Source organism: Pasteuria penetrans (assembly GCF_900538055.1).
Lineage (GTDB): Bacteria > Bacillota > Bacilli > Thermoactinomycetales > Thermoactinomycetaceae > Pasteuria > Pasteuria penetrans.
The window spans coordinates 2011966-2038665 of sequence record NZ_UZAC03000001.1; the positions used below are offsets into that span (position 1 = coordinate 2011966).

The 26700-nt window shown below is 47.1% G+C and carries 23 protein-coding genes; 21 read left to right on the plus strand and 2 right to left on the minus strand.

The window, feature by feature from the left end:
- The first annotated feature begins 566 nt into the window (after nucleotides 1–566).
- A complete protein-coding gene (locus tag PPRES148_RS08150) occupies nucleotides 567–1538 on the plus strand; it encodes a coiled-coil domain-containing protein (protein WP_149454024.1) in 972 nt (323 codons plus the stop codon).
- Nucleotides 1539–1959: 421 nt separating this feature from the next.
- A complete protein-coding gene (locus tag PPRES148_RS08155; protein ID WP_149454025.1) occupies nucleotides 1960–2157 on the plus strand; it encodes a hypothetical protein in 198 nt (65 codons plus the stop codon).
- On the opposite strand, the gene PPRES148_RS08160 is transcribed toward PPRES148_RS08155, so the two are convergent.
- Nucleotides 2154–2363 carry a hypothetical protein gene (locus PPRES148_RS08160; protein WP_223128009.1) on the minus strand — a complete coding sequence of 70 codons (210 nt, stop codon included), beginning with the start codon at nucleotides 2361–2363 and terminating at the stop codon, nucleotides 2154–2156. The two genes, PPRES148_RS08155 and PPRES148_RS08160, sit on opposite strands and share 4 nt — an antisense overlap.
- Before the next feature lie 585 nt (nucleotides 2364–2948).
- Here PPRES148_RS08160 and PPRES148_RS08165 point away from each other — a divergent pair.
- The 13 genes from PPRES148_RS08165 (at nucleotide 2949) to PPRES148_RS12400 (ending at nucleotide 19000) form a co-directional block, all read left to right on the plus strand.
- Nucleotides 2949–4985: a transposase gene (locus tag PPRES148_RS08165; protein ID WP_149454027.1), complete on the plus strand. Its 2037-nt coding sequence runs from the start codon at nucleotides 2949–2951 to the stop codon at nucleotides 4983–4985.
- Nucleotides 4986–5898: 913 nt separating this feature from the next.
- Nucleotides 5899–6258, plus strand: coding sequence for a nucleotide pyrophosphohydrolase (locus PPRES148_RS08170; RefSeq protein ID WP_149454028.1), 360 nt, complete (start codon nucleotides 5899–5901; stop codon nucleotides 6256–6258).
- A gap of 88 nt (nucleotides 6259–6346) precedes the next feature.
- On the plus strand, nucleotides 6347–7144 hold the full coding sequence (dapB, locus tag PPRES148_RS08175; protein ID WP_187820865.1) for a 4-hydroxy-tetrahydrodipicolinate reductase: 798 nt from the start codon (nucleotides 6347–6349) through the stop codon (nucleotides 7142–7144).
- A 9-nt stretch (nucleotides 7145–7153) separates the two neighbouring features.
- Nucleotides 7154–8068, plus strand: coding sequence for a 4-hydroxy-tetrahydrodipicolinate reductase (dapB, locus tag PPRES148_RS08180; RefSeq protein ID WP_149454029.1), 915 nt, complete (start codon nucleotides 7154–7156; stop codon nucleotides 8066–8068).
- Between the two features lie 79 nt (nucleotides 8069–8147).
- Nucleotides 8148–9371, plus strand: coding sequence for a CCA tRNA nucleotidyltransferase (locus PPRES148_RS08185; RefSeq protein WP_149454030.1), 1224 nt, complete (start codon nucleotides 8148–8150; stop codon nucleotides 9369–9371).
- A complete protein-coding gene (locus PPRES148_RS08190) occupies nucleotides 9355–9975 on the plus strand; it encodes a biotin--[acetyl-CoA-carboxylase] ligase (protein WP_187820866.1) in 621 nt (206 codons plus the stop codon). Before PPRES148_RS08185 ends, PPRES148_RS08190 begins: the two co-directional genes overlap by 17 nt.
- Nucleotides 9968–10834 (plus strand): 3-methyl-2-oxobutanoate hydroxymethyltransferase, encoded by an 867-nt coding sequence (gene panB, locus PPRES148_RS08195; RefSeq protein ID WP_149454032.1) that lies wholly within the window; start codon nucleotides 9968–9970, stop codon nucleotides 10832–10834. Before PPRES148_RS08190 ends, panB begins: the two co-directional genes overlap by 8 nt.
- Before the next feature lie 72 nt (nucleotides 10835–10906).
- Entirely contained in the window at nucleotides 10907–11896 is a 990-nt protein-coding gene (gene panC, locus PPRES148_RS08200; protein WP_149454033.1) for a pantoate--beta-alanine ligase, read from the plus strand.
- A gap of 634 nt (nucleotides 11897–12530) precedes the next feature.
- Complete coding sequence (locus tag PPRES148_RS08210) at nucleotides 12531–14009, plus strand: hypothetical protein (protein ID WP_149454034.1); 1479 nt, start codon at nucleotides 12531–12533, stop codon at nucleotides 14007–14009.
- A gap of 661 nt (nucleotides 14010–14670) precedes the next feature.
- On the plus strand, nucleotides 14671–15867 hold the full coding sequence (locus tag PPRES148_RS08215; RefSeq protein WP_223128010.1) for a cysteine desulfurase family protein: 1197 nt from the start codon (nucleotides 14671–14673) through the stop codon (nucleotides 15865–15867).
- A 62-nt stretch (nucleotides 15868–15929) separates the two neighbouring features.
- Nucleotides 15930–18188, plus strand: coding sequence for an SF1B family DNA helicase RecD2 (gene recD2, locus PPRES148_RS08220; protein WP_149454036.1), 2259 nt, complete (start codon nucleotides 15930–15932; stop codon nucleotides 18186–18188).
- A 198-nt stretch (nucleotides 18189–18386) separates the two neighbouring features.
- Nucleotides 18387–18590, plus strand: coding sequence for a hypothetical protein (locus PPRES148_RS08225; protein WP_425468261.1), 204 nt, complete (start codon nucleotides 18387–18389; stop codon nucleotides 18588–18590).
- A 131-nt stretch (nucleotides 18591–18721) separates the two neighbouring features.
- Nucleotides 18722–19000, plus strand: a complete 279-nt coding sequence (locus tag PPRES148_RS12400; protein ID WP_149454037.1) for a hypothetical protein — start codon at nucleotides 18722–18724, stop codon at nucleotides 18998–19000.
- Nucleotides 19001–19851: 851 nt separating this feature from the next.
- Here the strand turns inward: PPRES148_RS12400 and PPRES148_RS12405 are convergent.
- Nucleotides 19852–20007, minus strand: coding sequence for a hypothetical protein (locus PPRES148_RS12405; protein ID WP_223128011.1), 156 nt, complete (start codon nucleotides 20005–20007; stop codon nucleotides 19852–19854).
- 86 nt (nucleotides 20008–20093) lie between these two features.
- Between PPRES148_RS12405 and PPRES148_RS08235 the strand changes: the two genes are divergently transcribed.
- From PPRES148_RS08235 to mltG, 6 genes are all read left to right on the plus strand, one after another.
- A complete protein-coding gene (locus PPRES148_RS08235) occupies nucleotides 20094–21191 on the plus strand; it encodes an AI-2E family transporter (protein ID WP_149454038.1) in 1098 nt (365 codons plus the stop codon).
- A 240-nt stretch (nucleotides 21192–21431) separates the two neighbouring features.
- On the plus strand, nucleotides 21432–24071 hold the full coding sequence (alaS, locus tag PPRES148_RS08240) for an alanine--tRNA ligase (protein WP_149454296.1): 2640 nt from the start codon (nucleotides 21432–21434) through the stop codon (nucleotides 24069–24071).
- 115 nt (nucleotides 24072–24186) lie between these two features.
- Nucleotides 24187–24495, plus strand: a complete 309-nt coding sequence (locus PPRES148_RS08245) for an IreB family regulatory phosphoprotein (protein ID WP_149454297.1) — start codon at nucleotides 24187–24189, stop codon at nucleotides 24493–24495.
- Nucleotides 24496–24499: 4 nt separating this feature from the next.
- Entirely contained in the window at nucleotides 24500–24973 is a 474-nt protein-coding gene (gene ruvX, locus PPRES148_RS08250; protein ID WP_246142935.1) for a Holliday junction resolvase RuvX, read from the plus strand.
- A complete protein-coding gene (locus PPRES148_RS08255) occupies nucleotides 24960–25265 on the plus strand; it encodes a DUF1292 domain-containing protein (protein WP_149454040.1) in 306 nt (101 codons plus the stop codon). Before ruvX ends, PPRES148_RS08255 begins: the two co-directional genes overlap by 14 nt.
- A 237-nt stretch (nucleotides 25266–25502) precedes the next feature.
- Nucleotides 25503–26582: an endolytic transglycosylase MltG gene (gene mltG / locus PPRES148_RS08260; protein WP_223128012.1), complete on the plus strand. Its 1080-nt coding sequence runs from the start codon at nucleotides 25503–25505 to the stop codon at nucleotides 26580–26582.
- The last annotated feature ends 118 nt before the right edge of the window (nucleotides 26583–26700 follow it).

Consider the following 26700-nt stretch of genomic DNA (forward strand, 5'->3'; position numbering starts at 1 on the left):
ATTTTCAGCAATACAACGCAGGGTCGTTTATCCACAAGGGATTTAGCGCGGAATACCCCCCCCCCCCCCCCCCGGGGGGGGGGGGGGGTATTAGCGCATAAGGATTGCTGCGGAAATAGTCAATGCCATGAACATGATGCCAACAATTAGCCAAACAGGGGGTTCATACTCATCGGACGGAATACCTGTTTGGCTAATTTTATCGTCATTTTTCCATGGGCTTGAGGACAGAACCTCGTTTTTATGCTTTCACCTACTATTTAATATGATCATATTAAACAGTAAATGCATGTGATTATAATAAGTAAAAATTAAGTTATATAATTAAAAATAGTAAAGTAAGAAACCGTGAGAATGGTTTTTTTAGATTCATAGCCATATATGGGAATGAGTACATCGATGATCAATTTTTAAATTATGATAATTTATAACATACATTCAGAAGGGCCGATCATTGAATTATGAAGGTAATTTTCTGTATTTACAGGCTTACTGTCAAACACTATTTCGTTCTTTTCACTGGCAGTATTTTTACATTCAACATATTTTTATCAGGAATGATGGATGTGTCTAGGGCATCATCAAATTCATCGCTATCGAAGTCATTTTCATCCATGTCGGGTGATTCATCCTCATTAAAAATACCTCAGGAATTTCCCCTACCATCATCTGTGGAAGGGGTGCAAAGTGATACGGCAGCAGTATCTGTGGATGAAGGGGGATCCAAAGGTGATGCTCCCCGGAATAGGATGAAGGTATTAAAACCAGAATCCGAGGAAGCTCGGGATCATTTTTATGAAGGAAAATTATCAGGGGATTCATCCAGAAATATGTTAAAAGAGTTGGAATCGAGGAGGGTAGAGCTGGAGAAAATAAAGGATGAGATGCAAAAAAAATTATCCGATAAAGAAAAGGAAGTGGAGGATAGTACGAATAAATTGCGAGATAAGATGAAATTACTCAGGAAGTTGAAGGAAAAAAATAATGGAGTAGGTTCAGATGATGTAGCAGAACAAATAAAAAATCTGATGATAGAGATTGAAATCATCAGGGATAAGATATTCAAAAAAGAAGCTATTTTGGTTAGGCTGAGGGATGAAATTACAGAAAAAGATAAAATTATTAGAATTATTATAGATAAAGGTAATAATATTGAAAAAAAATATACTATAATTGAAAATGCCAAACCAAGTTCAGCAGTAAGGAAATGGACGAGGACCGTTAGTACCCAAGAGGTGCCTAATTCCTGCGCGGTTCGAGCCACTCATAATGGGTGTGGTCTAACGGGGGCAAGGGGTTATCAAGTAACGGGGACCGTCAATACCCATGGGGTGTTGAATTCTTGCATGGGTACGACAGGCATTGTTTGCAACGGAGGCAGGCCAATGAAAGCGAGTACAGACGGTGCTATGGTCGCATCAGGTCCCTCTGAATTTTTTCAAGAGATGGGGATAAAGGCAGGGAAAATCGGTAGAGAGGTCGTGAGTGAAGTTAAGTATTACTTTCAATATGTTTTTAATATTTTCAATATATCTTAGATATGTGCGCCAAGCTAGGTGCATAAGAGATAAGGGCGGGCCCCTAGGAATCGACCGGTAGGTGGTGAATTTCAAACTGCCCCAACGCTGCTGATGTTAAGAAGGTTGCATCCCAAATTTGGTGTCACCCCCCAAAAAGATGATTTCAGGTTCCTTATCCTTGCTCATGAATCGCTCCTCTGGAAGGTATGGGACCGTGCAGTTTCTTGTGGGGAATGCCCTATCTATGAATCTAGTCTCACCTTTTCGTAAAGCAATTGAGTAACATAATAACATTTTGTTATGACACTGTTCCTGTTTTGGTATCCACGGCGGATTTATCTTATATTTATAAGGTGTTTCCTTTAATCGCTAATTTATTGTAAATTCAGAAAATAATGGGCTGGATAGGCCGTTGCGAGATTTAGGGGTATAATGGATATTGAGATGGGCGGCGGATACCCAGTCTGATGCTGGAAGAATTGTACCACATAGGTTACCCCCAGAACTAGGCGGTGGGATTCTTGAGAAGGAATATGGTACCTCCGTTCCGTGGAAGAACTCGTCGGATGGAGGGAGTTTCCCGGGGAAAAACCGTCGTGGCGCCTTAGACGGATTTTCCCCGAAAGGTGCTAACTAGAAATCAAGGGTATGGACATCGTCCATACAACCCTGCCCTTGTTCCGTGCATAAGAGGGGATGAAAGTCATAAGCCGTGGTGGGGAGAGGTTCTCCGTTCGAAATTTCGGACTCGTAGTCAGCAGGGATCGAAAGAAGATCCTCTACAGGCAATGGGTCGGGGTTTTCTTTTTGTTTCCCCACCCAATAGAAAGCGGCAAGCATCAATTCCTTCATCGCTACCTCAAGACCAACGAATCCACCTTTTTTGCCATTCGTTCTCTGTAGTTCGTGGACAGTATATAGGGCAGAAGGGGGACGGTCAGATCTTTCTGTACGGAACCTCTGTACGTAAAAAACCCTGCTCCAGCAAGGAGCAGGGTTTTATTTGTTTAAAAATGTTAATTGGGAATCCAACCCGAATCCTGTATCTATCTATTCAGGACCTGTTTATAGTAATTTTATATCTATATTAAACGATGATATTGTTTGTTTGTTGTAAAAGTTCAGAATTTTTTTGTACAAATAACATCGAATTACGAAAACCATAATATTCAACCCTTGTCAAGGTAGATCTTTGCAATTGTCCGTGAGGCCAAATTCATATAGAAATACGTCTTGCAAAATATAATCTCACAGTGTATATTGTAGCAAATGTTCGCTGTTATTACCGAAATGATGGTAAAGGGAATGGGAAAAAACATGGTTCGCAAGAAATCGCACACAAAAGAGTGCCCAAATACTTCACACCCTATTGTCTAAGATATTCAAACCCACCAAAGTCTAAACATACTTTCGAAAGGGGAGGAAGAAATGAGCACTCCACGTCATTGTACCACAATTTCCCGAAAAGACAACCCGTCAAGCCAGCCCCTTTTTCATGTTTCACCTCTGCAGTACAGCTATGGGGACTTCATAGCCAGCGGGGATCCAACGCAATTGAAATATATTGTTGAAGAGGCAAGAGAAATAGAGAATTCCCCGCTTACTCCTGTTGAACAAAGGGATAGGGTTAGGAAAGTAAGAGAATCCCTCTGCGCGTTGTCAGAGGAATTCGAACGTGAGGAAGCACCCCCCTCCCGGCCCAATGATCGTAAACAGGGTTTTGAACAGCAACAGTCGAAAGAGGGGGAGGACCCTATTGCTGAAAAATGGTGTCCAAAGCCCAACAATGAGTCATTGAAAGAACAAAAGGAGGAAAACAACGCTAAGAGGGGGGGATCCAAAGCCCAGGGGGAGAGAGCAGCGGTAATCTGGAAGAGAGACCAAAAGCTCTTAAGGATATTATCTACAGATGCAATCTACGGATCAGACGACATAACAGTGTCTAAGGAGGAACGTGAGATAGCTTCCCACCTGGCAAAAGCCGCTAAAATTTGTTTAGGGGATAACGACATGGCTGTTCGAATGCACCAGTTTATTACTACATATCCCAAACAATCCACAAGGATGTTTCTCTCTACGTTCATCAGAACCCCACTAACGAATCATAGGGTGGATGATATTGAAGAGGAGTTTTGTACAAACGGTTTAAAGCACGCTATAGAGCTAGGTTTGTGCTTTGAGCAATGGTATAACCATGGAATGATACCTGGAAACTCTCGTAATGGGTTCACCATTCGTGAACGAAACGGGTTGAAAATACGCATTCCTCAATTGCGTGAGGCCGTTACCACTCAAATGATTGGCGATTCGGGTATTTTGGGATATCGTGATCTCAAATTAGTGGAAGGTTCTTGGATAAGAGGCATATCATTTCAGAGTATATCCGAACTCTTGTATGAGGCAAGGGGTATCGAGATCTCGCCATCCACTCTAAAATCCCATATCCAACCTCTTTATAACAGGCTAGATTCTTTTGGTAACCAGGATTTGAGCGGTTACAAATGTTTTGGCATCATGTTGGATGCCTCCTATGATCACACTGACATCATCACCCATAAGGGTAAGAGGAAAAAGAAGCGTAAACGGGGAAAACCCGTACTTACAGCCCTCGGGATCTTCATAGATGACGAGGGCATCAAGCTGGTATATTTGGGTTGTAAGAGCGTGGACAGTGAATCTACCGACAATTATGCCCTGCTTGTTGGGGAACTGGTGAAGCGGGGTTTCTCTACAAAGAATGTGGAGTTAATGTTGAGCGACCGTCATCGGTCGTTCGCCGGTTTACGAGATAAGATATTTCCGCAAGCCGAGCTGCATTACTGCGGTGTCCACCTCACTCGTAACCTAGGAAAAAAGATCCCGAAATGTTTGAAAGGACCATTGGGATCGGTGTTTTTGAAGGCAGCTTACTGGGTCTTAAAAGGCACCACCAAGGAAGAGGTTTGGGAAAGATTTGGGCTTCTCAAGTCCGCCCTCGAGTCCACCTACGGTGGTGAAATGAAAGACTCTATAGAATACTTATGTGTAAATATAGAATCACATACGAATGTTGTCAAGTTTTTTAGTAATCCAGAAATTATTAGGGTTTTATTGAATACTAATAGGATTGAGAGTATGAATAGGCTCATAAGCCGCTGGGCTGATTGGAAAGGTGGATTTCGCAGCACAGAGGAACAAGAGAGAGCAGCCCACATAGCTGGACTGAGGATGGAAAAATCCCCCCTTATTTTCCCATTCAAGGAAGGGGATCTAATCCTTGATGAAGAAATTTCTGATAAGGAAAAATGTTTTGAGTTTAGAATAGGGCGTGTCGAGAAAAACTGTCGGAGTCTTATGGAGATATGTATAAAGGGATGGAAAGGAGATTGCCAAGAATTGGGGAACATCCTTGCCTCGTTGGCAAAACAAACTATTGAATGTTGCAATGGGCTATTATGGATACGGCATAATCAGCTTTTGTTATAGAAAATGGCTACAATGGTTTGATACGTCCTGGTGGTATCCGGCTTACCACCGTACCAGATTCCCCGGTGTCCTCTTAGCCCACATTCCTGATCCCCTCGGGGGAAGAATCTAGGGGATCCCGTAGGTGATGTACGGAATTCCTGAATGTAGGTTCGATTAGATTCTGGGGGCGTCACTGTGGGTACCCCTGTTGGTCCCCCGGTTTATCAAGGTCCCATGAGTATACAAGGATCTCCGAAAACAGGTGCCACTGCCTCCCTGGGTTTCGGATTCCCCGCGCAAGGGTCTGTACAATTTAGGCCCAGTCCTGATCCGGATACCGCAGCTGTTAGCGATTTCCCGCTGGTCTCTCCCTAGGTTCCACAAGGTCTGATACACACCACCGGGGTATGATATGGGTGCCAGTGGAACTTCCCAATCCCCTGGGTCTAATGGAAGGGACGGAATCCCTAACACTGCAATGCAAGTGTGCAAGTGTTACCAGGCCTTTGGGAACCCCCAACAAGATTTTACAGGCCTCACAAGTACACATTATGGGGATCATCATCATCTGAATCTGACACGATAGGGGCAATCCTTGTATCATATTCATAATTATCAAATAAAAATAACAATATAAATGCATCTATGAATATATATTAAATCATACCCAATGAGGCCTGAAAGGTATAGAGAAAGATAGATACAAGGGTTCGGGTTGGATTCCCAATTAACATTTTTAAACAAATAAAACCCTTCTCCTTACTGGAGCGGGTTTTTTGACGTATGGAGGTTCCGTACAGAAAGATCTGACCGTCCCCGTTTGCTCTGTTTGCAGGAATTCGTTACGATGGAGGGAATCTATCGTAAGGGATGAGGAAAATTTTCGGGGTGTTCCCTGATTATCAATTTTGATTCAACTAGGAGAGAAAATATGGATTCAACTGTGAAGGATTCATCAACATCCACATTATCTTCCTTCCAAAGGGAAGTAGATCAGTTTCTACAGCAGTATAAGGAGGGATACTTCCCTCCCCTGGCTCTGCTAGCACGGCTGACCGAGGAAGTAGGGGAATTTGCGCGTGAGATCAATCACCAGTTTGGTCCCAAAAAGAAAAAGCCTGAAGAGCCAGTAGGATCCCCTGCCGAAGAGCTAGCAGATATTCTTTTCGTTGTGATTTGTTTTGCTAACGTCCTGGGAGTGGACCTGGAACAAGCTTATCGAGAGGTCATGACAAAATACCGTGTTCGCGACTCGCAGCGTTGGACACGCCGTACCAGTGAGCTACCCTAGGCGCAATTTTTGTAGTTATAAAAAATAATTTGCTGACAATCACATAAAATAGAGCGTTCTTCACAATAGAAACAGGGTGGTGATTGTTATGACAATCCGAATTGCCGTGGCAGGTGCCCATGGTTGGATGGGGCGTGAGGTGGTGCGTCTCATCGACCGCGAGCCCAATTTTGAGTTAGTCGCAGCGGTATCCCCTTCGCAGGCAGGCCAATTGGTTCATAGGACGATAGGTGCTGGTCCCCCATCGATGGTTTTCGTCGCAAGTGTACAGGATGCATTATCCTCTGCCGATGTCCTGGTTGATTTTACCCATCCTGGGGTGGTGCAGAAGCATATCGAACTGGCCCTTGAGGCCGGTGTAAGGCCGGTGATTGGGACATCCGGTTTGAATGAAGCCCTTGCAGACCGGTGGGCTGACTATTGTGAGCAGCGTCGAGTAGGTTGTGTCATCGCCCCCAATTTTGCGATTGGTGCCGTTCTGATGATGAATTTTGCTGCGCAGGCCTCCCGTTATCTCCCCCACGTGGAAATCATTGAGGCACACCATGATCAAAAGTTGGATGCTCCCTCAGGCACAGCGATTAAGACATCCGAAATGATCGCCAGCCGCCGACCGGCTCTAGAGCAGGGCCATCCAGAGGAGAAGGAAATTCTTCCAGGTGCCCGTGGTGGTTCCACACATGGTTTTCGTATTCATAGCGTGCGTTTACCCGGTCTCTTCAGCCATCATGAGGTTCTTTGTTCAGGGGCAGGACAATTGCTAACCATTCGTCACGATGCGTTGAATCGTGAGGCTTTCATGCCTGGTGTTAAGTTGGCAGTGGAGAAAGTGGTTCACTTGAAGAACATGGTGTATGGGTTAGAAAAATTATTGTTCTCCCCCTAACAGAATTTCATGGTCCGCGTCGATGATCCTCGTAAGGGGATTTTCAAGCGGGCGGGTTTCTTTGTTTCTTCGGGGCAGGTGTGGGATATAGCGGGGGTGATAGGAATCGTTATAAGGATAGCCATAGCGGGTGCTAGTGGTCAGATGGGTCGCAAGGTAGTTCATTTGGTAGATCGTGAGCCTATGTGGAAATTGGTGGCCGTTGTATCCCGTACAAAGGCGGGTTGTACCCTGGGCTCTGTGATTGATGATGTTGCGGGGCCTTCCTCTGGTCTTATTTTTCTTGATAGCGTAGAGAAGACTTTACAGGCAACCGCTTGTGATGTTCTCATCGATTTTACCTCTCCTCAGGTTGTCCAAAGGCATATCGAACTGGCCCTCAGGGCCAGAGTCAGACCTGTTGTGGGGACAACAGGATTGGATCAAAAGGTCCTGACGGAGCTGCGAAAGCTTTGTCTTCTTCATAGGGTGGGTTGTATTGTTGCACCTAATTTTTCCATAGGTGCTGTTCTCATGATGATTTTTTCTGCCCACATTGCACAATATATGCCTCATATAGAAATCATCGAATCCCATCATGATCGTAAACGAGATGCGCCCTCTGGAACGGCTATCAAAACATCAGAATTGATTCTCCATCATCGTCCTGAGATTTCCACACAACAGGGGGGAGGGGAACAACGGGGGAAGTGGGCATCCGTGCGTGGAGCAGCTTATCAAAATTTCCGTTTACATAGTGTTCGTTTGCCATCCCTGGTAGCTCATCAGAAATGTCTTTTTGCCCGATCAGGGGAGATGATGACCATTCGCCATGACTGTTGGAACCGGGAGGCTTTCATGCCTGGTATTCGCCTGGCTGTTTTGAAGGTGATGAGGATACAGGGGATGGTCTACGGATTGGAAAACCTATTGGATTTTACCTAATTGATTTTCAACGTTTCATCGTACGTAATTATGGGCAGATAGGACGGAGGGGGATATAAAAAATGATACAGGGGGCGGGGTGGTTGAGCCAATGGATAGAAGGCGGGCCGCTGCCTTTCAAGTTCTGGCCGTTCTGGAAAAACGGTCGTTTTTGGCGTATCTGGTAGGTGGATGTGTACGTGATATACTGAGTCATAAGGTCCCACTGGATTATGACATTGCCACCTCTGCTTTACCGAATGAGGTCCTCTCCTGTTTCCCTCACAGTATCCCTACAGGTATCCAACATGGTACAGTAACTGTGTGCGTAGATGATACCTTCATTGAAGTGACAACCTTTCGTACGGAAGCAAAGTATTTGGATCGTCGACGCCCCAGTCAGGTCACTTTTGTTACCTCCCTCGCAGATGATCTCTCGCGGCGCGATTTTACCATCAATGCTATGGCTATGGACAGGCGCGGTAACCTCTATGATTATTTTGGTGGACAGGAGGACTTGCGGCGTTTGCGGTTGCGTACCGTGGGCCCAGCTAGTGATCGTTTCCGCGAAGACGCCCTGCGGATGGTCCGAGCAGCCCGATTCGTGACCCAGCTGGGTGTGACAGTGGACCCTGTGGCGGAACAGGCGATGCTGGCTTTGCGTAATCTTTGCCGTCATCTGGCGGTAGAGCGTACGGTAGCCGAAATAGAAAAGATGTGGAAAGCTACCAGGCCGGCAGGGGGGGTTAGAATCCTCTTTCGGTGTGGTCTTACCTCGGCCCTTCTTCCTTTTGCCCATTGGCCGGAGACGGATGTGGATCTCATTCCCCTGCTGGATAGGGTGCAAGATGTTGATGTGCGCTGGTGCATTTTGTTGGCCTGTTTTTGTACCACGGCGGAGCAGGTGGCTTCCCGTTTACGCGCACTGAAACTATCCAATATCAAGCGTGCCCGAATTGGTACTTGTTATCATCTCTCCGAACGGGTACAGCCCTGGGAACCCGTTCATGTGAAGATGTGGTTGCTCAAAGAGGGGTTGGAGTCGGTACAGCGTGTAGCCTTGTTTGCTTATCATTTAGGTAGACTTACACGGGAGGATGTGCGTCGGGTTCCCCTCTGGTGGGATGAACTTCATATTCATACGATCCGCCAACTCCGTGTGACTGGGGGGGAGCTACTTCAGAGAATCGGGAAGGAGCCGGGACCCTGGGTTCGATCCGTTTTGCAACAACTCTTTGAAGAGGTGGCCCTTGGACATTTACCTAATGACCCGGAACGTCTATTTTGGAAAGGGGAGCGTTTGTCTCGTGATCATTCCATCTGATGAGGATAGGGATCTTGCAGGGTTCGCTGTTTTGTCCCGTCTCTCAACCCGTTGGTTGGGTAGGAATTATTTCCATTACAGTGTAACTACCTCCACGCAAGATGAAGTTTTCCGGCGGGCGAAACGGGGACAGGGGGAGGGGCTTGTTGTAACAGCGGATCGCCAGATTTCTGGGAGGGGGCAACATGGTAGAATATGGCATACGTTTCCGCAAACTTCCCTTTCCTTCAGCTTTTGTTTACCCCGGGGGTGCCTGACGACCGGGGCACAACCCCTTCCCTATCGGGTGTCCCGTATAGTTTCTGCGACGATTGGAACCTGTATAGGGAAATCCCCGGATGTGGTATTTCCCAATGATGTTACCCTAGCGGGAAAAAAGGTGGCAGGCATCTTGGTGGAAGTCAGGGATCAGTGGGCGATTGTAGGGATTGGGATCAATGTAAATACACCTGAGAAAGATTTTCCTTCGCCCTTGTCCACGCGGGCAACCTCTTTGTCCGAGATGAACGGGAAAGGTTGTTCTCGTCGGGTACTCTTCTTGCAACTCCTGTCCAATTTGGAGAGGGATCTGTATTCCCTCGCGGGGGGGGAAAGTTATGGTTGAGGTTTCAGCAGGTAGGATAACGGTGCGTACTTTGACACGTATGTATGAACGGCGGGAACCGTTAGCGATGGTTACTGCCTATGATGCGCCTACAGCGTACTGGGCGGAGAGGGCAGGGGTTGATATTCTCCTCGTAGGGGATAGCGTGGGGTCTGTCGTATTGGGTTATGAGACAACGGTCCCCGTAACTATAGAAATGATTCTCCACCACACGAGGGCGGTTGTACGTGGGAGCCGGCGGGCCTTGGTAGTGGCGGATGTTCCCTTTTTGGTCGCCCATTTTTCATTGGACAGGCTTCTTGACTGTATAGGTCCCCTATTGCAGGATGCTGGTGCAGTGGCTGTTAAGATTGAGGGAGGGAGTTCAGAGATTGTTCATAAGATTTCGTGTATTGTGAAGGCGGGTATTCCTACAATGGGGCACATTGGTCTGTTACCGCAAACAGTTCATTGCCTGGGGGGCTATTGTGTTGTGGGGAGGGAGGAGGATTCCGCCGATCGTTTGTTGAAGGAGGCATCCTCCCTAGCGAAGGCCGGGGTATTTGCTCTTGTGCTTGAGTGTGTTCCAGAATCCTTAGCAAAGCGGATTGCGGAGCAAAGCCCAATTCCAGTGATAGGAATTGGTTCGGGCCGCTATTGTCATGGCCAAGTCCTTGTTTTGCATGACTTGTTAGGAATGACAATGGGGTGTGTCCCCTCCTTTGTGAGGACCTATGCCCATATCGGTCAAGCTATGGAGGAAGGTATTCGTTTGTATGTGGAAGATGTGAAGGCGGGCCGTTTTCCTGCAGCGAAGCATACCTTTCCTATTACTGTTACCCGGGAGGCCTCTGCTGCCACAGACAAGGATGGAACTTAGGAAATGGTGAGGGGGCAGGATGAAATGGGGGTGGGTTTCAACTTTACATAGGGGAGGGGAATCGATCTACGGTTGCTTCCCCTAAGGGTTCGGCTTGATTCCAGTGGTCCCTTTCCCGAAGGTGTACCCATGTTATTGTGGAGGGTTGTCCTAGTGAAAGTGTGTACTTCTGTTTCTGATTTTCATACATGTAGACGATCTTGGGCCAAGGGCGTGAAGGTGGGTTTTGTTCCTACTATGGGTGCGCTACATCGAGGTCACCGGTTTCTGTTGAATCAAGCTCGTCGTGAAAACGATCGTGTTGTTTTATCTGTGTTTGTCAATCCCTTGCAGTTTGGTGAGAATGAAGATTTTGATCGTTATCCGCGGAATTTGGTTAGGGATCAGGAACAGGCTCGTGCAGAGGATGTGGATCTCTTCTTCGCCCCCTCAGCTGAGGAATTGTACAGGGATTCCCATGCCACACGTGTTGTTGTGGATCGCATTTCAGAGGGTTTATGTGGTGACAGTCGTCCCGGTCATTTTGATGGGGTGGCCACTGTGGTTTTTATGTTGTGTCAACTGGTTCAGCCCCATTCCCTTTATCTGGGACGAAAGGATGCACAGCAGATGGCTGTGATAGAACAAATGGTGGAGGATCTTCATTTGCCTCTTCGTGTGAGGGGGATTCCGACGGTACGAATGAAGGACGGTTTAGCTCTTAGTTCACGAAACCGTTATCTCACCACGGAAGAGAGGAGGTTGGTTTTCTGTTTTTATCGTTCTTTGAAATGGGCGATGGTGAATGTTTTCGATAAGGGGGGATTTCTAGCGCGTTCTGATTCGCATACTGTGAAGGATGTGGAGGATTTCTGTCGGTTCGTGCTGATGAATTCTAGTCTGAAGGAATTACCCTCGTTTACTGTGGAATACGTGGCTCTACGTACTTATCCAGGATTGGAGATACCCAGGGATTTATTTGTACGTCCTTTAGTTTGTTTGGCGGCCCTATGGGTAGGTAACACACGTTTGATTGATAATATTTGGGTTACCCGTATAGGTTTGCGAGATATGTTAGAATGATATTTTTGGAAATGAATTCTATGCAAAAGCTGGCTTTTAGCCCAACTCCGGGTTGGGAATGTCGTTGGGTAGCCCTTGCTTCAGGGATAATTGAGTCTACTTTTCTTCCTAAATAATTTAGTTTGTTTATTCAGTTGATGGTACACGGGCCCACGGTTGCATTCCCCATGCGGTATCATCCCCAAAATAGGCAAGTGTAGGTTCTTTATTCCTGCCCGTGAATCATTCCCCGGGGGTATTTTCTAATCAATACTCATGAAGAATACAAAAATTAAAACTCATGGGGGCGTGTGTACTAAAGGAAGAAGATTGCTAAGTAGGGGAAGGAAATAGGGAGACACGTGAGTCCAGATAGGGAACTGTCCGAGGTGACAAAAAGGTCCAATTTCATATGGAGAGGCTGGATGGATTACTATAGCGCCTTTTTGATCCCTCGCAACTGAGAAAAGCTTTATACAGATGTTTTGTTTTGGTGGGCTGAAAAGAAGTACAAGGAGCTCCATCAATGGCATGCAAAGGGACTACAGATGGATCCGGTATATATCCGGTATATAGAAGGAAGGTATAGGGACCTAATAATGCGAGAGTATTCCATGTGGTTCTGCAGGAGAGGGTTTGAAAGGAGATTTTCAGAATGAACATGTTTAGAACAGAAAAGGGAATGGCTAGGAAATTGGTCCTATTTCGCTTATGGATGGGTTGCAGCATTCCCATGGTGTATGGGAGTTTGTTGTTCATGGCATCTTCTTTGGTTGTTGCTTCCAATGAGCAAGAGAGGCAGGGAGAGGCCAATGAACGGGATCAGATGGCTCAGGCCATTCAGAGAGAGCAAATTGCTAGGGCTGAGGCTTATCAAGGGGAGCAGCAAGGTGATGGGTTACATAGTACCCAAGCAGGAACGAGTTCCCAGGGACATGGATGGACATCACAATCATCAGGATCAGGGGGGCAGCAGCAAGGTGATGGGTTACATAGTACCCAAGCAGGAACGAGTTCCCAAGGATATGGATGGACATCACAATCATCAGGATCAGGGGGGCAGCAGCAAGGGCAGAAACTGAGGGAGTATGCGCGTTGGATAAAGGAGTTTGCAAGTGGACTATCGCGTGGGGAAAGGAGAGAGTTTCTGCTTAGGTTATCGGTTTCCGCGCGGCATGATTTTTTGGAATTTCTATCTAAGGATATTCGGGAAGGGTATTTAAGATTGCTTTCATCAGAGGAACGGGGACAGCTAGGTGAACTGGTGGGACGGGACTTAAGAAGGTCATGGGTATGGGATCCGGATAATTATAGAGGTATAGGGCGTCTTATGGAGGATATTTTTCAATGGAATAGTGTGAAAGGACGACCACAACAACAGCCGGGGGGGCACGGTGCTCAACGGGGATTGGATCCCAATCCATCGACCTCCGGTATACAACCATACAGCTGGTCCCAACAACAACCAGCAGGGCATAGTGGTCATCTGGAATTGGATCCCAATCCATCGACTTCTGGAACACAACAGGGGAATCAGCAACGAGGGCAACAGCAGCCAGAACATATGGATGAAGAGAATAGGAATTTCTTGGAGAATAGGAATCTCTTGGAGCAATTTGCAGAACGGGAGAAACAGATAAATATGAGAACGAGTTCTCTAGGATATGGAGCATCACCACAACTACCCGGATGGATACCAGGGAATACGATATCTGGTCCGGTTCATCCTTCAAACGTGGGAACCAGCTCCCCAGGACATGGGGCATTACCGCAACCACCCGGATGGGTATCAGGAGATCTAACGTCTGGTCGGAATAACCCTTGGGCACCATCATGGAGATTGTTGGAATGGCTGGGGAACCCCTCCTATTTCTATTGTTTATTAGAGGGTCCAGTTGCGGGTTGTTCGGGTGGCGTCCCCCTCCCCACCGGAAATAGAGAGCTCATTGGCCAATCTAACGCAAGCACAGAGGGACCTGTAGAAGATAGTGCGTACGGCGACGAGCATGCACCAACCCCGGCAGGGAGGGGCAATACGAACGATAATGATGTGCGAGCAACGGAGAATGCAAAGGACAGTGACTTTCATAGAACAACAGAGAACGTACAGAAGCCCCCCAACCCAGAGTTATAATAGGAAGGAGTCCCATATTGGAAGCCGGTTCATTCCCTTTTTGACCCAATCGAGATTAGGATCCATAGTTTAGTAATTATGTAAAAAATGGGAACACTGGGAACACAGGGTCAGGTCCCAAATATATATTTTTATTTTAATAAAATAAAAATATTTCAAATATCAATACACGATAGAAGTCCTAGAGACAGGGGAGATCCTTTATCTGAAAATCTTATCCAAAGAATTTGTACCTACAACGGGATACTATCATTAATAATTAGGATAAGTATATTATTATTAATCATAAAAATAGGACCCCCTCTAGGGTCTTCTGGTTCTGTACCCGTTGAAATTTCGTAGACCTGGATTCATTGAACCCCACCGGTTCCTACGGGGCAAGGATGGACGCGAGGTGGGGTCAAAAAAACAGAAAATAGTGTAATTTCTGGTACGCGATGTTGAAAATATGATATAAAATCATATTCAATAGTCAAAATACCAAAATATTATTTTTATTTGCAATATTTATAATTTATGATTTTTTTGTGAACGCGGGCCACATCCAAATTTTTCATTGCGCTTTTGGGGACAGGATGATTACAATGACCCCAGGATGGGTGATTCAGGGAGATGGTGTGGTGGGAGAAGGCGAACCAATTACAATAAGGGGAAGGTACTAGTGAACTTAGAAATCACTACCCAGGGTCCAGGGAAGAAAGGGCCACCGTTTACGAATCACCCCATTTACTTGGATCATGCAGCGGGGACATCCTTAGCACCAGGGGTCCTTGAGGCAATGTTACCCTATCTTACAACAACCTGGGGTAATCCTTCCAGTCCACATCATTTTGGGAGAAAGATGCGTAATGCTCTGGAACAAGCCCGTTTCTCCCTGGCAAAGGCCATGGGGACACAGCCAGAGGCAGTAACTTTTGTGAGTAGCGGTACGGAGGCTAATCATCTTGCCCTGCTAAGTCTGGCTACTATGGCGAAGCAAATGGAGAGGAACCATTGTATCGTTTCCCGTGCAGAACATGTCTCCGTTCTTAGACTTATGGAGAAGCTAGAAACTCAGGGACTCTCTGTCACCCGATTGTCGTTATCCCCGCGGGGGGAGATTTCCCTGAAGGTCCTGGAAGAGGCACTGTTGCCCACTACAGGTTTTGTTTCCCTCCATTACGTCAATAACGAGACGGGGGTTCTGCAACCGCTGAGGGAGATTGCTAACCTCCTACAGAAGAGGGACATAGGGTTGCATACAGACGCTGTTCAGGCTGTGGGATTGGTCCCTATAGTAGCCTCCCATTATCCCAATACCATTTTTACGCTAGCGGGTCATAAGATAGGGGGACCGGCTGGAACAGGGGCCCTACTTCTTCCCCCTACCCTCACGGCCTCCCCGCAGCTTCTTGGTGGGCATCAGGAACAGGGAAAACGAGCAGGCACAGAAAACACATCAGGTATTGTTGGTCTCGCCCATGCCCTCCAATACGCCGTCACCCGTAGAACGGTCCATCGGAGGCATTTGATAGCCCTGAGGGAAAGATTTTTGGCTCTATTACGTGAGGGAGGGGTGTCCTTTCAAGAAAATGGTGACCCTGATCTTACACTTCCCCATATTCTCAACCTCAGCCTGGCCAATCAATCTGCACCTTCATTCTTCATCCGTTTAGATTTGGAGGGAGTTTCCTGTTCGACGGGATCCGCCTGTTCAGCGGGGGCATGGAAACCATCCCATGTACTCACAGCGATGGATTTACCCGCGGAACGTATTTCTTCTGCTCTTCGGTTTAGCTTTGGCCCATCAACGACATTACAGGAGGTATCGGTTGCGGCACAAAAGGTGGTTCGTGTATATCATTCCGCATCCCCATAGGGATTCTGGATACGTGGCTACGGTTGTTTTACAGTGGGAGTAGTAATGGGGGGGAGGGGGGAATGACCAGATCAACCACCCATGGAAATACATCAGAGGATTTCATCCGTGGTACACTGGTTGCTGTTCTTTACCATGACGAAGCGACTCACTATAGTGTATTTAAACTCTTCGTAGAAGAGGCAAAACCTGTCATCGACCAAAATCGTATTGTGGTCGTGGGTAGTTTGGTGCGACCGGAACGTGAACAAGTTTACATCTGCTATGGTATGCTAACGGAGCATCCGCGTTATGGTGTTCGTTACCATGCTAATAAAATTTTACGCTCCCTGCCTCAAACGCAACAGGCTGTGATCGAGTATTTATGTAGTCCACGCTTCCCGGGAATTGGTTTGCGAACGGCATCGCGTATTGTGGAGGAGTTGGGAAACCAGGCCCTGGAACTGATTCTACAGGATCCCAAGGTCCTAGAAAAGATACCCAGCTTACCACGGATCCGGGCTGAACAATTGGTCACAGTATTGGAAAAGGAACACTCTCAACAAAACATACTTCTTTTTTTACATGGCCTTGGCCTTAGCTCGCTCTTTGTTGCGAAGATATTTGAAAAATATGGGGAGGAAGCAGAAAATCTCATTCGAAATAATCCCTATCGTCTCATAGAGGATGTCGAGGGAATTGGTTTTGTAAAGGCGGACGATATTGCCTCCCAATGCGGGATCCCGCCACATTCACCCTTTCGATTTGAAGCAGCCGTTCTATGGTCCTTAAAGAGAAAATCGCAGGAACAAGGGCACGTTTTTTTACCAGAGGAGGATTTACTCGTATCTGTCCAACAAATCCTAGGGAGTTCTTCCTTTCGACAATATTTTCCCCCGGATGTTCGTTTTTCGCTCCTGTCCGGCCTATGGAGTCAGCGTCGCGTGATTGTGGAGGGGAAGCGATATCATTTGCCCCATCTCTATCGTGCCAGCTTGGAATTAGCCACCCGTATCCAGGTTATGCTGACGCGCGAACCATCAGAAGATCTTCCCCCCAAGGAACTATGGAATTCCCTTCTGGAAGAGGCTGAGGGGGAAAGTGGAATTTCCTATGCCCCTGCGCAGAGGGAGTCCCTACGGATGGCCTGTGTGGAACCTTTATCCCTCCTGTTAGGGGGACCAGGGACCGGAAAAACCACCGTGCTGCGTTCTGTTTGTCATCTTTTAACCACCATACTACCTAAACACACGGGAAGCAAAGATGTTCGCATTCTGTTAGCAGCCCCCACAGGACGGGCTGCTAAGCGTCTACAGGAATCCACTGGAATGAAGACAACAACTATCCATAGTTTACTTGGTTGGCGGGGCGGGCAAACTTTCCAATATAGTGCTGAGAAGCCACTAGAGGGAGACTTTCTCATCGTTGATGAAGTTTCCATGTTGGATATTAGCCTTGCATATCGTCTCTTTGTCAGTATCCCTGAGGGGATGAGGGTGCTTCTGGTAGGCGATTCCCACCAATTACCGCCTGTGGGTCCGGGAAATGTATTGCAACAGCTGATACAAATTGCCACCATTCCCCGAGTGACCTTGGAAACCATTTTCCGTCAGCAAGAGGGATCCTCCATTGTTCAATTGGCTGCTGATATGCAAAAGGGCAAGCTCAACCTCAATGCATTGACGGGGCAAAGTGATTGTTATTTTTTCCCCTGTAGTGGCAATCAGGTGGCCGAGTTGGTGGTTCGTGTGGTAACCCGTGCCATTCGTAAAGGACACACACTACACGATGTTCAAGTATTGGCCCCTATGTACAAGGGGATCGCCGGAATTGATCATCTGAACCGTGATCTCCAGGCTGCTTTGAACCCGAAGGACGCTGATAAGGGCGAAATTACGGTATCCGAAGGTTTGGTGTTACGCCGAAAGGACAAGGTACTGCAACTTGTCAATCATAACAAACATCCCGTTTGTAACGGGGAAATGGGTTTCGTTAGTTATGTGGATGAGGAGGCCGTGCGGGACGAACCGGTTGTGCAGATCACCTTTGAGGATGGTTTGCAGGTTCCCTACTTGCGAAACGAGTTGAACCAGTTGACTCTGGCTTACGCCTGCTCTGTACATAAAGCGCAGGGTTCGGAATTCTCAGTAGTCATTCTTCCTGTGCTGGCGTTTCATGGTTGTATGTTGCAACGCAATCTTCTGTACACGGGGATTACAAGAAGTAAGAATACATTAGTAATATGCGGAGAATTGTCTGCCTTTAGGACAGGAATAAATCGGCAAGAAAATGTAATTCGTTATGATCGATTAGCGCAGCAGATCATAGCATCCATGTGGTAAGAGGTTTTTTGTATGTGCAATCCGTGCTTCCCCATACTAGTGGTGACGGGGAGGTGGATATTTCGATGCGTGTACCCGGGATCTCATAATCGGCAGGCCTGGGGGTTCAATGGACAACTGGGTCGGGGTAAGAACGGATACCCCTGCGCCGTTTCAGGCTCCACTTCCAATGGTGCACGCTGGAGGAAGGGAAGGAATGTGTTGCGTTGTCCTAATTGTAATTCACACGATCTTGGCAAGGTAGGAACCAATCAGTTGTACTGTTGGCACTGCTTTATCGAAATGACTACTGAAAATGATCGAATTTCCTCTGTTTATCAAGTGGAAGAAGACGGTAGTCTTAGTTTGCTCAATGACCTATTCCCAGAGAGTGCGGTGGGAGGCGATTCTACCCATTTGTGATGGGTTAGGGTGGATGAATTTCATTCCTTTGGATCCCGTGTTGTTGTCCCTTGTATTGCAAAAATTATGTGCCCTGGATCTTTGTAAACAGTATCCTTCCAGACCACCCGAACCCTCAAGGGGATGGAAAAATGAAGATCACGACAAACAACATGTTGAGTGGTATAGCCAACGGCAATGCACTGGGCAACGTGGGGAAATTAAACTTGTTCACCTGGGTTCTGGGCGGGTTGGCTTCCGTTGCGGCTGTTCGTATGCTCTGGTCGCGATGTGGTAAGAGTAACAAGGGTAAAGGTTGCGATTTCAAACCAAAACACGGTCCAAAACACGGTCCAAAACCGAAACATTCCCAGCAGAGTGGTGGGAAACCCATCATGTTGGTGCTGTTCTATGGAAATGACAGTAGATGAACGTTCTGGGCCCATTCGAATCACCAGGGGGATGAGGAAAATGAACAACATGACCAACAGTGTGACGAGCGGGAGAACGAATGGGATCACAAACCATAGTGCAATGGGGGGTTGGACAAGAAAAAATATGCTCACCTGGGTTTTAGGTGGGCTGGTTTCCATTATAGCTTCCCGTATGATTTGGTCGCGGTGTAAAGGTGGGAGTTATGATCTCGGATCTAAACAGTGGTGGATTAATTTTGCCAGGGCATGCTGTAATAGAGGATCCAGGGGTTGTGGTTTTACCAAAAACCTTTGCCGTTTCATACGATAGATGCCGTTTCATACGATAAAAAAATTATAAATATTGAAGACGATTGAGAAGATCAATGAGGGTTGGAAGGCAAAAACTTGGGATACCTAAAAGGCAGCGGTTCTTCCCCGCTGCCTTTTACCATTTTTATCATTCTCCTATCTAAGATGCAGCCGTTCCTATTCTAGTGGTGTCGGATGTTGGATCCGTTGATCCTGATTCTGATCCTTATCGCTAAGGAAATTCATTTTGGTTCCGAACGGGGGTCCTTGGTAGGTAACCCACCAAGATTTTCAGAACCTCTTATAATTTTGTTTATTATAAAAATTTAATATGAGTAGCCGCAAAACAGACGCAACACTCGATTGATTGCAATTTTATAGTATACATTTTAATTATATATAAAATAATTATTTTTAACAGATACTAGGACCATGATAGCATTAGATTTACCTGCAGAGAACCCGTGAGGAAATTACTTTTCTGCCATTTAGGGACAATTACCCGGGTACGCAGGTTTTTCAAATCCCATATCTGAAGATCATTTTGTATTATTTTCTCATCTGTCCATCTCGTGAAGGTGGTAGTTATCCATATACCCCTCACTCCCATCCCAAGGCAAGCTTCCTGCTGCAATGGATTCATGTTTCCGAATATTGGAATCCCCTTTTCTGCAACTATCCCCCCTATTCCCCGTACCAGGGTGTACGAGCATAAAAACCATTCCCCCCTCGTACCCTAAGTACAAATCTTCGTGCGTCAACCCGGGGAAGGCCGAATGGTGAAGAAAGGGTGATAACGGTGCAGTGGCTCCATTCGAAAATGTTTCGCCTCTCTGCAGGGGCCCTTTTATTCTCCCTACTCATCATTTGTTGGTCCCAACTGACCCCTTATCTCTATGGTATTTGGTCGATCAGTCGAACCGTGCTAAAACCCTTTCTCCTTGCAGCCCTCGTTGCTTATTTTTTGCATCCGGCTATCGCGTGGTTTCGTGGGTGGGGCATACCCCACACAATGGCCATTCTAACTGTGTATGCATGCCTGATTTGCTTTCTTGTTGTGCTTTTTATGCTCACGTTACCTACACTGGAATTCCAACTTGAGGAACTTCTGCGACAATTCCCCAATTGGAATCTCCGTTTACAGGATTTTTTACAATCCTTTCAAAACCATGGCAAAAAAATCCTTCCCCGTGTGGTTTGGGATGGCATCAATAATTTCAATGGTCACATGCAGACATCCCTCACCCGCTGGGTAGAGGGTATGATCAATCGCATAACCGATGTAGTGGATAAGTTGTTCATGGTCCTCATTATCCCTTTTCTTTCCTTCTACATGCTCAAAGATGCTCGTTTGATCCAGCGGTATTTTTTACGTGCCCTGCCTGTAGATTGGCGTAGGACGGGCCTACAGATTCTCCGAGACCTTGATTGTGTGCTAGGTCAGTACATACGGGGCCAGTTTCTCATTTGTATGCTCGTTTTCATTGCCACCTATCTTGGTTACGTTCTGATCGGTCTTCCCTACCCACTCCTGCTTTCCGCCCTTGTAGGCATTACGAATGTCATTCCCTACTTTGGGCCCTTCATTGGGGCATTACCTGCCCTCATTGTTTCCCTGTTGCTGGCTCCTCAATTGTTGGTTCCCGTTTGCATCGTTAATTTGTTGATCCAGGTTGTGGAAGGTAATCTCCTATCGCCCCATATCATAGGACGAACCCTAGATTTGCACCCCCTCACAGTCATTTTCGTTCTCCTCTTAGGCGGGGAGATCGCGGGGATTATGGGTTTGCTCCTAGCTATCCCCTTTACCGCCATGAGTAAAGTGATCGTAGGCCATTTGATCCACCATCGCGCCCGCAATAGGCGTGTGCCTACCTCACCCCCTTTTGAGGCATAATAGATTCCGAGGGCTGATGTCTTATTATTGCATTGATGGAAAGATCCGGCTTATAATGAATGCCTAGGATGGACTTGGTCTGTGTTTATAGTAGGGGTGGGTGGATTAGGATGGGCACTCCGCGTTGTTTTTTGTGGGTTCCCCTATGTTGGTTTGAGGGAGCTCCTTTTCCGTGTGTTTTCTCTGTGGCAGTCACTGAAGAGTGCCGGTAGGGGAATCAAGAGATGGGGGGGTCGGGTTTTGCAAACGGATGTTCTTTGTCGACGTTTTCTAAGGTTTTTCTCAGAGCGTGATCATCGAATACACCCCAGCGCATCCCTTGTACCGAAGGATGATGCCAGTTTACTCTGGATCAACAGTGGCGTGGCCGCCTTGAAGCCTTACTTTGATGGGAGGGAAACGCCTCCCCATCCACGTATAGTCGGTGTGCAGAAGTCCCTCCGTACCAATGATATTGAAAATGTGGGTTTTACTGCTCGACATCATACTTTTTTTGAAATGATGGGCAATTTTTCCATTGGGGATTACTTCAAAAAGGAAGCAATCGAGTGGGCTTGGGATTTTCTCACATCAACGCAGCATGGATTGGATTTACCAAAGGAAAGACTCCATGTAACTGTTCATCCAGAGGATCACGAGGCTTATGAATTTTGGAAAGGGGTAGGTGTGGCCAGTAAGAGGATTTATCGCGTTAAGGAAAATTTTTGGGATTTAGGCGTGGGTCCAAGTGGTCCTAATACAGAAATTTTCTATGACCGTGGTCCTGAATGGGGGGATCAAGAGGGGCCAGATACGGATGGCGATCGTTTTCTTGAAGTATGGAATTTGGTGTTTTCCCAATATAATCACCTTCAGGATGGTAGTTACATACCATTGCCTCGTAAGAATATTGATACGGGAATGGGATTGGAGCGTATGGCTGCCATAGTACAGGGGGTGAAAACAACGTACGAAACGGACCGTTTTACCCCCATCATAACGGCCATGGCTACAATCGCACGGGTGCGGTACGGTGAGGAGGAATCTGTGAACCGTTCGATTCGCGTCATTTCCGACCACATCCGTACCCTGACTGTGGCCATGGCCGATGGAGTTCTACCCTCTGCCGAAGGCCGTGGTTATGTGCTCCGCCGTTTGCTGCGTCGCGCAGTTCGTTACGGTCGTTCCCTAGGGGTAGAGCGTGCTTTTTTGCGTGATTTGGTTCCTGTTGTGATTGCTACCTTACGAACTTCCTATCCCATGCTTACGGAAAGGGAATCCTGGATTGGTGATATCATTACGGGTGAAGAGGAAAGGTTTCACAACACATTGAGAGAAAGTTTGGGGCGGCTTACCCTTTTGATAGAGACACTGCGCAAGCGTGGTCAGCATACGTTATCGGGAGAGGATGCTTTCTGCCTCTACGACACTTATGGCCTTCCACTGGATGTCACTGTTGATGTCCTACGAGAACATGGTTTGCGTGTGGATGAAGAGGGTTTTTCCAAAGCCATGGCAAAACAGCAGGAGCGAGCGCGTACGGCTCGGGGGCAAACCCCATCAGGTATCCAGGTTCAGAAGATTTCTAACCCTAAGGGGGGTATACCAGCTAGTCGTTTTGTAGGTTATACTAGTATGAACTACACGTCGCGGATCCTGGCCCTTTGGAAGGGGGGGGAACCTGTATCACAACTCTCCATTATGGAGGAGGGTGTGGTTGTTTTGGACGCTACGCCCCTTTATGCACAGGGGGGAGGGCAAGTCTTTGATCAGGGTTGGTTGATCGGAACGAAGGGTAAGGCACGTGTGGTGCGGGTGCTAAAGGGTGAACAAGGGGAATATCAGCACCACGTACAAGTGCAGAAGGGTTGTTTACGGGAAGGGGGATCCGTCCAGGCCACAGTGGATGCCACACGACGTCGTGACGTTTCTCGTAACCACACAGCCACCCACCTTCTTCATCGTGCCTTGCGGGAAATTTTAGGCCCCCATGCCACACAGGCTGGTTCTGATGTGAATCCTGATCGGTTGCGATTTGATTTCCCCCATCCGGGTCCGCTCACCAGGGAAGAACAGCAACGGATTGAGGATCATATCAATGCAGTGATTGATGCGGATTTACCTGTGCAAACCTTTACAGACACCCTAGAGGAAGCCAAACGCCATGGTGCAATGGCCCTCTTTGGCGAAACCTATGGGAAAAAGGTGCGTGTTGTTCAGATCGGAACGGATAATCTGGAACTCTGTGGTGGTACACATGTGGGGAGAACCGCTTCCTTAGGTTCCTTCCTACTGGTGGGGGAGGCTGGAATTGGTGCTGGCATACGACGTATAGAGGCCGTGACGGGACACGAGGCCCGGCTGCAACTGTTCCGCGCCCGGCGGGAATTACGTTCTCTGGAGAAGCATTTGCAGACCTGTCCAGGGGGAGCGGAACAACAACTGCTCGCCTGGAAAGAGCGCATGGGGCAATTGGAAATTCAGGTCCGACGTATGAAAAAGGAGCAGCTAGAATATCAGGTTATTCCCCGTGTATTGAAAAAAACACGTTTCCTCGGTGATTTACCTCTACTCGCCGTGCAGTTAGAAAAACAGGTAGATGAAGAACAATTCCTCTTTCTCCTGGACCGTTTACGCGAACATGTTTCGGGTGTGATCGTGCTAGGTAATGTTACGGGTCATCGTGTACAGTTACTGGCCTCTGTGTCCGAAGAATGGGTTGAGAGGGGTATTCGTGCGGATCACCTGTTGCGGGATGTAGCACAACGGTGTGACGGTCGTGGAGGGGGTAAACCCCATATGGCACGTGGTGGTGGAAAGAGTGTTGATCGTTTGCCGGATGCCTTGAATTACGTAGCTTTCTGGTTGGAGAAGTACCGTGGAAATGAGGGGAGGGAATAGCTTCTATCCCTCTGTATTGTCATTTTATGTTAGGGGGGAACAAAAAGTAGAAAGGATTCATAGGGGGTGATTCCTTTTGCAGGGAAGGCATAGCAATAGAGAAGGGAGGAGCACCATGGATGAAACCAAACGTTTTCGATTTTTCGGAGAGAGGGAAGTGAGTCCTGGGGAGGTATTACGCCATGTGTATCAGGTGCTGGAAGAGGATAGCAACTATGATGCCATGACGCAAATGGTGGGTTATTTGTTGACCGGTGAATTAGCCTACATTCCTCGGAAGAATGATGCACGCGCCTGGATTAGCAAAGTAGAACGGGATAAATTGTTGGAGGAGTTATTGCAGTATTATCCGGGAATTGTCAATACCAGTACAGGTCTTACATCAAGGAAGTCAGAAAATGGCAGCGATTCAACCAAGGGGTGACCATTTGCAAATCGAAAAGACCTCCCGCGTTATGGGGTTAGATCTGGGGGATCAGAGAATTGGTGTGGCCATGAGTGATTCCCTCCGTCTAACAGCCCAGGCGATCACCACTCTTTCCCGGGTAGCAGGATGGTATGAGAAGTTAGACAAGATTATGCAGGCATATCAGGGGGAAGTGGAAAAAATTATTGTAGGCTTGCCTATTCAATTGGATGGCTCCGAGGGAGACAGAGCAAGATCCTACCGCCGTCTAGCACAGCGTTTGGCAATCCGATATCAATGTCCGGTTGATTTGTGGGATGAACGATGTTCGACACGGGCGGTGGAACGCGTTTTAATTCAAGGTAATGTAAGTCGTCGTGATCGCCGTGGACTTACGGATCGTTTAGCTGCCGTGTGGTTTCTACAAGGATATCTCGATGCCCAGAGGGGGCATGCAAATCAAAACAGTGGGGGTGGGCGAGATGAAAAACAATAGGGTTGATGAGGAAGCGATAGGTGATCATGTGCTCATTCCTAATCGGGAAGGTAAGGAGGAGGGATTTGAGGTACTATTTGCTTTTGTGCAGGAAGACACGGGAAACAGATATATGATGGTTTCCCCTTTGGAACCAACTGCTGAAGAAAAGGAGTCCGACGAGCAAGATGTCTATGCCTTTCGTTATCGTGAGGAAGGGGATCGTTTGGTGCTCTTTTTTATCGAAGACACCAAGGAGTGGGATATTATTGAGGAAATGTTTCAATTGTTTTTGCAACAGAACCACTCCTAACCCCTCAGAATATGTCCAGGGGGGCGGGGAATCTGGATAGGGAAAAGGGGTAGAACATGGACAAGCCAAAAAAGTTTTTCTTCTATAGGATGATAGATACATAGGATAGTTGTTACGGTAACCCAAAGACCACATGAACGATCCTTCAAAAAGGGGGAAATGGGGGAATTATGCATAGGAGTGAGGTAGGGCAATATGTACAGGAGGAAACACACTACCCGTCGTACTAGGTGGATCATGGCCCTTCTCGTGAGTTGGTTACTGTTGGGAAGTTTTTTTTTCTATTACGGATTAGGATCGGATACGCGTTCTCGGATCGTATACTTACAAATTCTCCCTAAGACGTCAACGAAAAAAGTGGGTGAGATATTAGAAGACGTCGGTGTGATACGGGATAGGTTTGCTTTCTATTCCTACGTTGCCTTTCTCCGTCTGCTCCCCGATCAGATAGTGGACCGAAAACGGGTTTCTATCCAGGCTGGTACCTATGCTATTTGGCCGGATGAGCAATTGTGGGATGTTATGGACAAGCTGGAAAAAGGGAGAACTTCGGTGCACAAGCTTATTGTTCCTGAGGGTTCCAATGTGATGGATATTGCTATGAGTTTGGAGAGGCATGGCTATGATCCCAAACAATTCCTGAGGGCCCTACGGGATCGTCGGCCTTTCTATGAATTCGAGTCCTATATCGGCTATGTAAAGGGAAAAAAATACCAACTCGAGGGGTTTTTGGTGCCCGCCACCTATCCATTATCCTTCCCAAGGACCCCCTCCTCGGAAACACAATTGGTAGACGATATGTTGAAGAAGTTCCAAGTGGAATACTGGGAAGGTCTCCATCTTAAGGAATATCTATATTCCTCATCCAATAATAATAATTTTGATTTGAATGAACTGATCACCATTGCCTCCCTGGTTCAAGGGGAGGGTAAAATCATTGCTGAATATCCTAGGATTGCTGGGGTTATCCTCAATCGGCTTCGACAGGCTGGGAAATATAGATATCTATCCATTGACGCCGCCAATCTTTATCCCTTTCGGGTTCGTGGTGAATTCATCACAGCTATGCGATCTCGCGAAAAAAATTCCGACGATCCCTATAACACCTATAAAAGAGCGGGTCTGCCTCCCGGGCCCATTGGTAATCCTGAGATCCAGGCCGTCCAGAGTGCCCTATCACCAGAGGAACACAATTTTCTGTTCTATGTATTGCGTTGTGATTCCTCGGGTCTGCATAGCTTTGGCTCCACATTAGCGGAACATGATCGTTTGGTTCGTCAGAACCAACCCTGTCCCCCTGCCGCTGCGAGCCAATGACGTCCCAGTTTTCCTTCATTACAGGGATTCCATACAGGGATTCCGTAATCAACAATCAAAAACACACCTCGTTATTCCGGAACGTGGAGAGGAAAACGGAGGTGTGTTTTCGTATGGA

Bases quoted from the DNA above. Each gene is read 5' to 3' on its own strand.
- PPRES148_RS08165 (WP_149454027.1), top strand. From the start codon at position 2,949: ATGAGCACTCCACGTCATTGTACCACAATTTCCCGAAAAGACAACCCG.
- PPRES148_RS08170 (WP_149454028.1), top strand. From the start codon at position 5,899: ATGGATTCAACTGTGAAGGATTCATCAACATCCACATTATCTTCCTTC.
- dapB (WP_187820865.1), top strand. From the start codon at position 6,347: ATGACAATCCGAATTGCCGTGGCAGGTGCCCATGGTTGGATGGGGCGT.
- dapB (WP_149454029.1), top strand. From the start codon at position 7,154: ATGGTCCGCGTCGATGATCCTCGTAAGGGGATTTTCAAGCGGGCGGGT.
- panB (WP_149454032.1), top strand. From the start codon at position 9,968: ATGGTTGAGGTTTCAGCAGGTAGGATAACGGTGCGTACTTTGACACGT.
- PPRES148_RS08210 (WP_149454034.1), top strand. From the start codon at position 12,531: ATGAACATGTTTAGAACAGAAAAGGGAATGGCTAGGAAATTGGTCCTA.
- recD2 (WP_149454036.1), top strand. From the start codon at position 15,930: ATGACCAGATCAACCACCCATGGAAATACATCAGAGGATTTCATCCGT.
- PPRES148_RS12400 (WP_149454037.1), top strand. From the start codon at position 18,722: ATGAAGATCACGACAAACAACATGTTGAGTGGTATAGCCAACGGCAAT.
- PPRES148_RS12405 (WP_223128011.1), bottom strand. From the start codon at position 20,007: ATGCTCGTACACCCTGGTACGGGGAATAGGGGGGATAGTTGCAGAAAA.
- PPRES148_RS08245 (WP_149454297.1), top strand. From the start codon at position 24,187: ATGGATGAAACCAAACGTTTTCGATTTTTCGGAGAGAGGGAAGTGAGT.
- PPRES148_RS08255 (WP_149454040.1), top strand. From the start codon at position 24,960: ATGAAAAACAATAGGGTTGATGAGGAAGCGATAGGTGATCATGTGCTC.
- mltG (WP_223128012.1), top strand. From the start codon at position 25,503: ATGGCCCTTCTCGTGAGTTGGTTACTGTTGGGAAGTTTTTTTTTCTAT.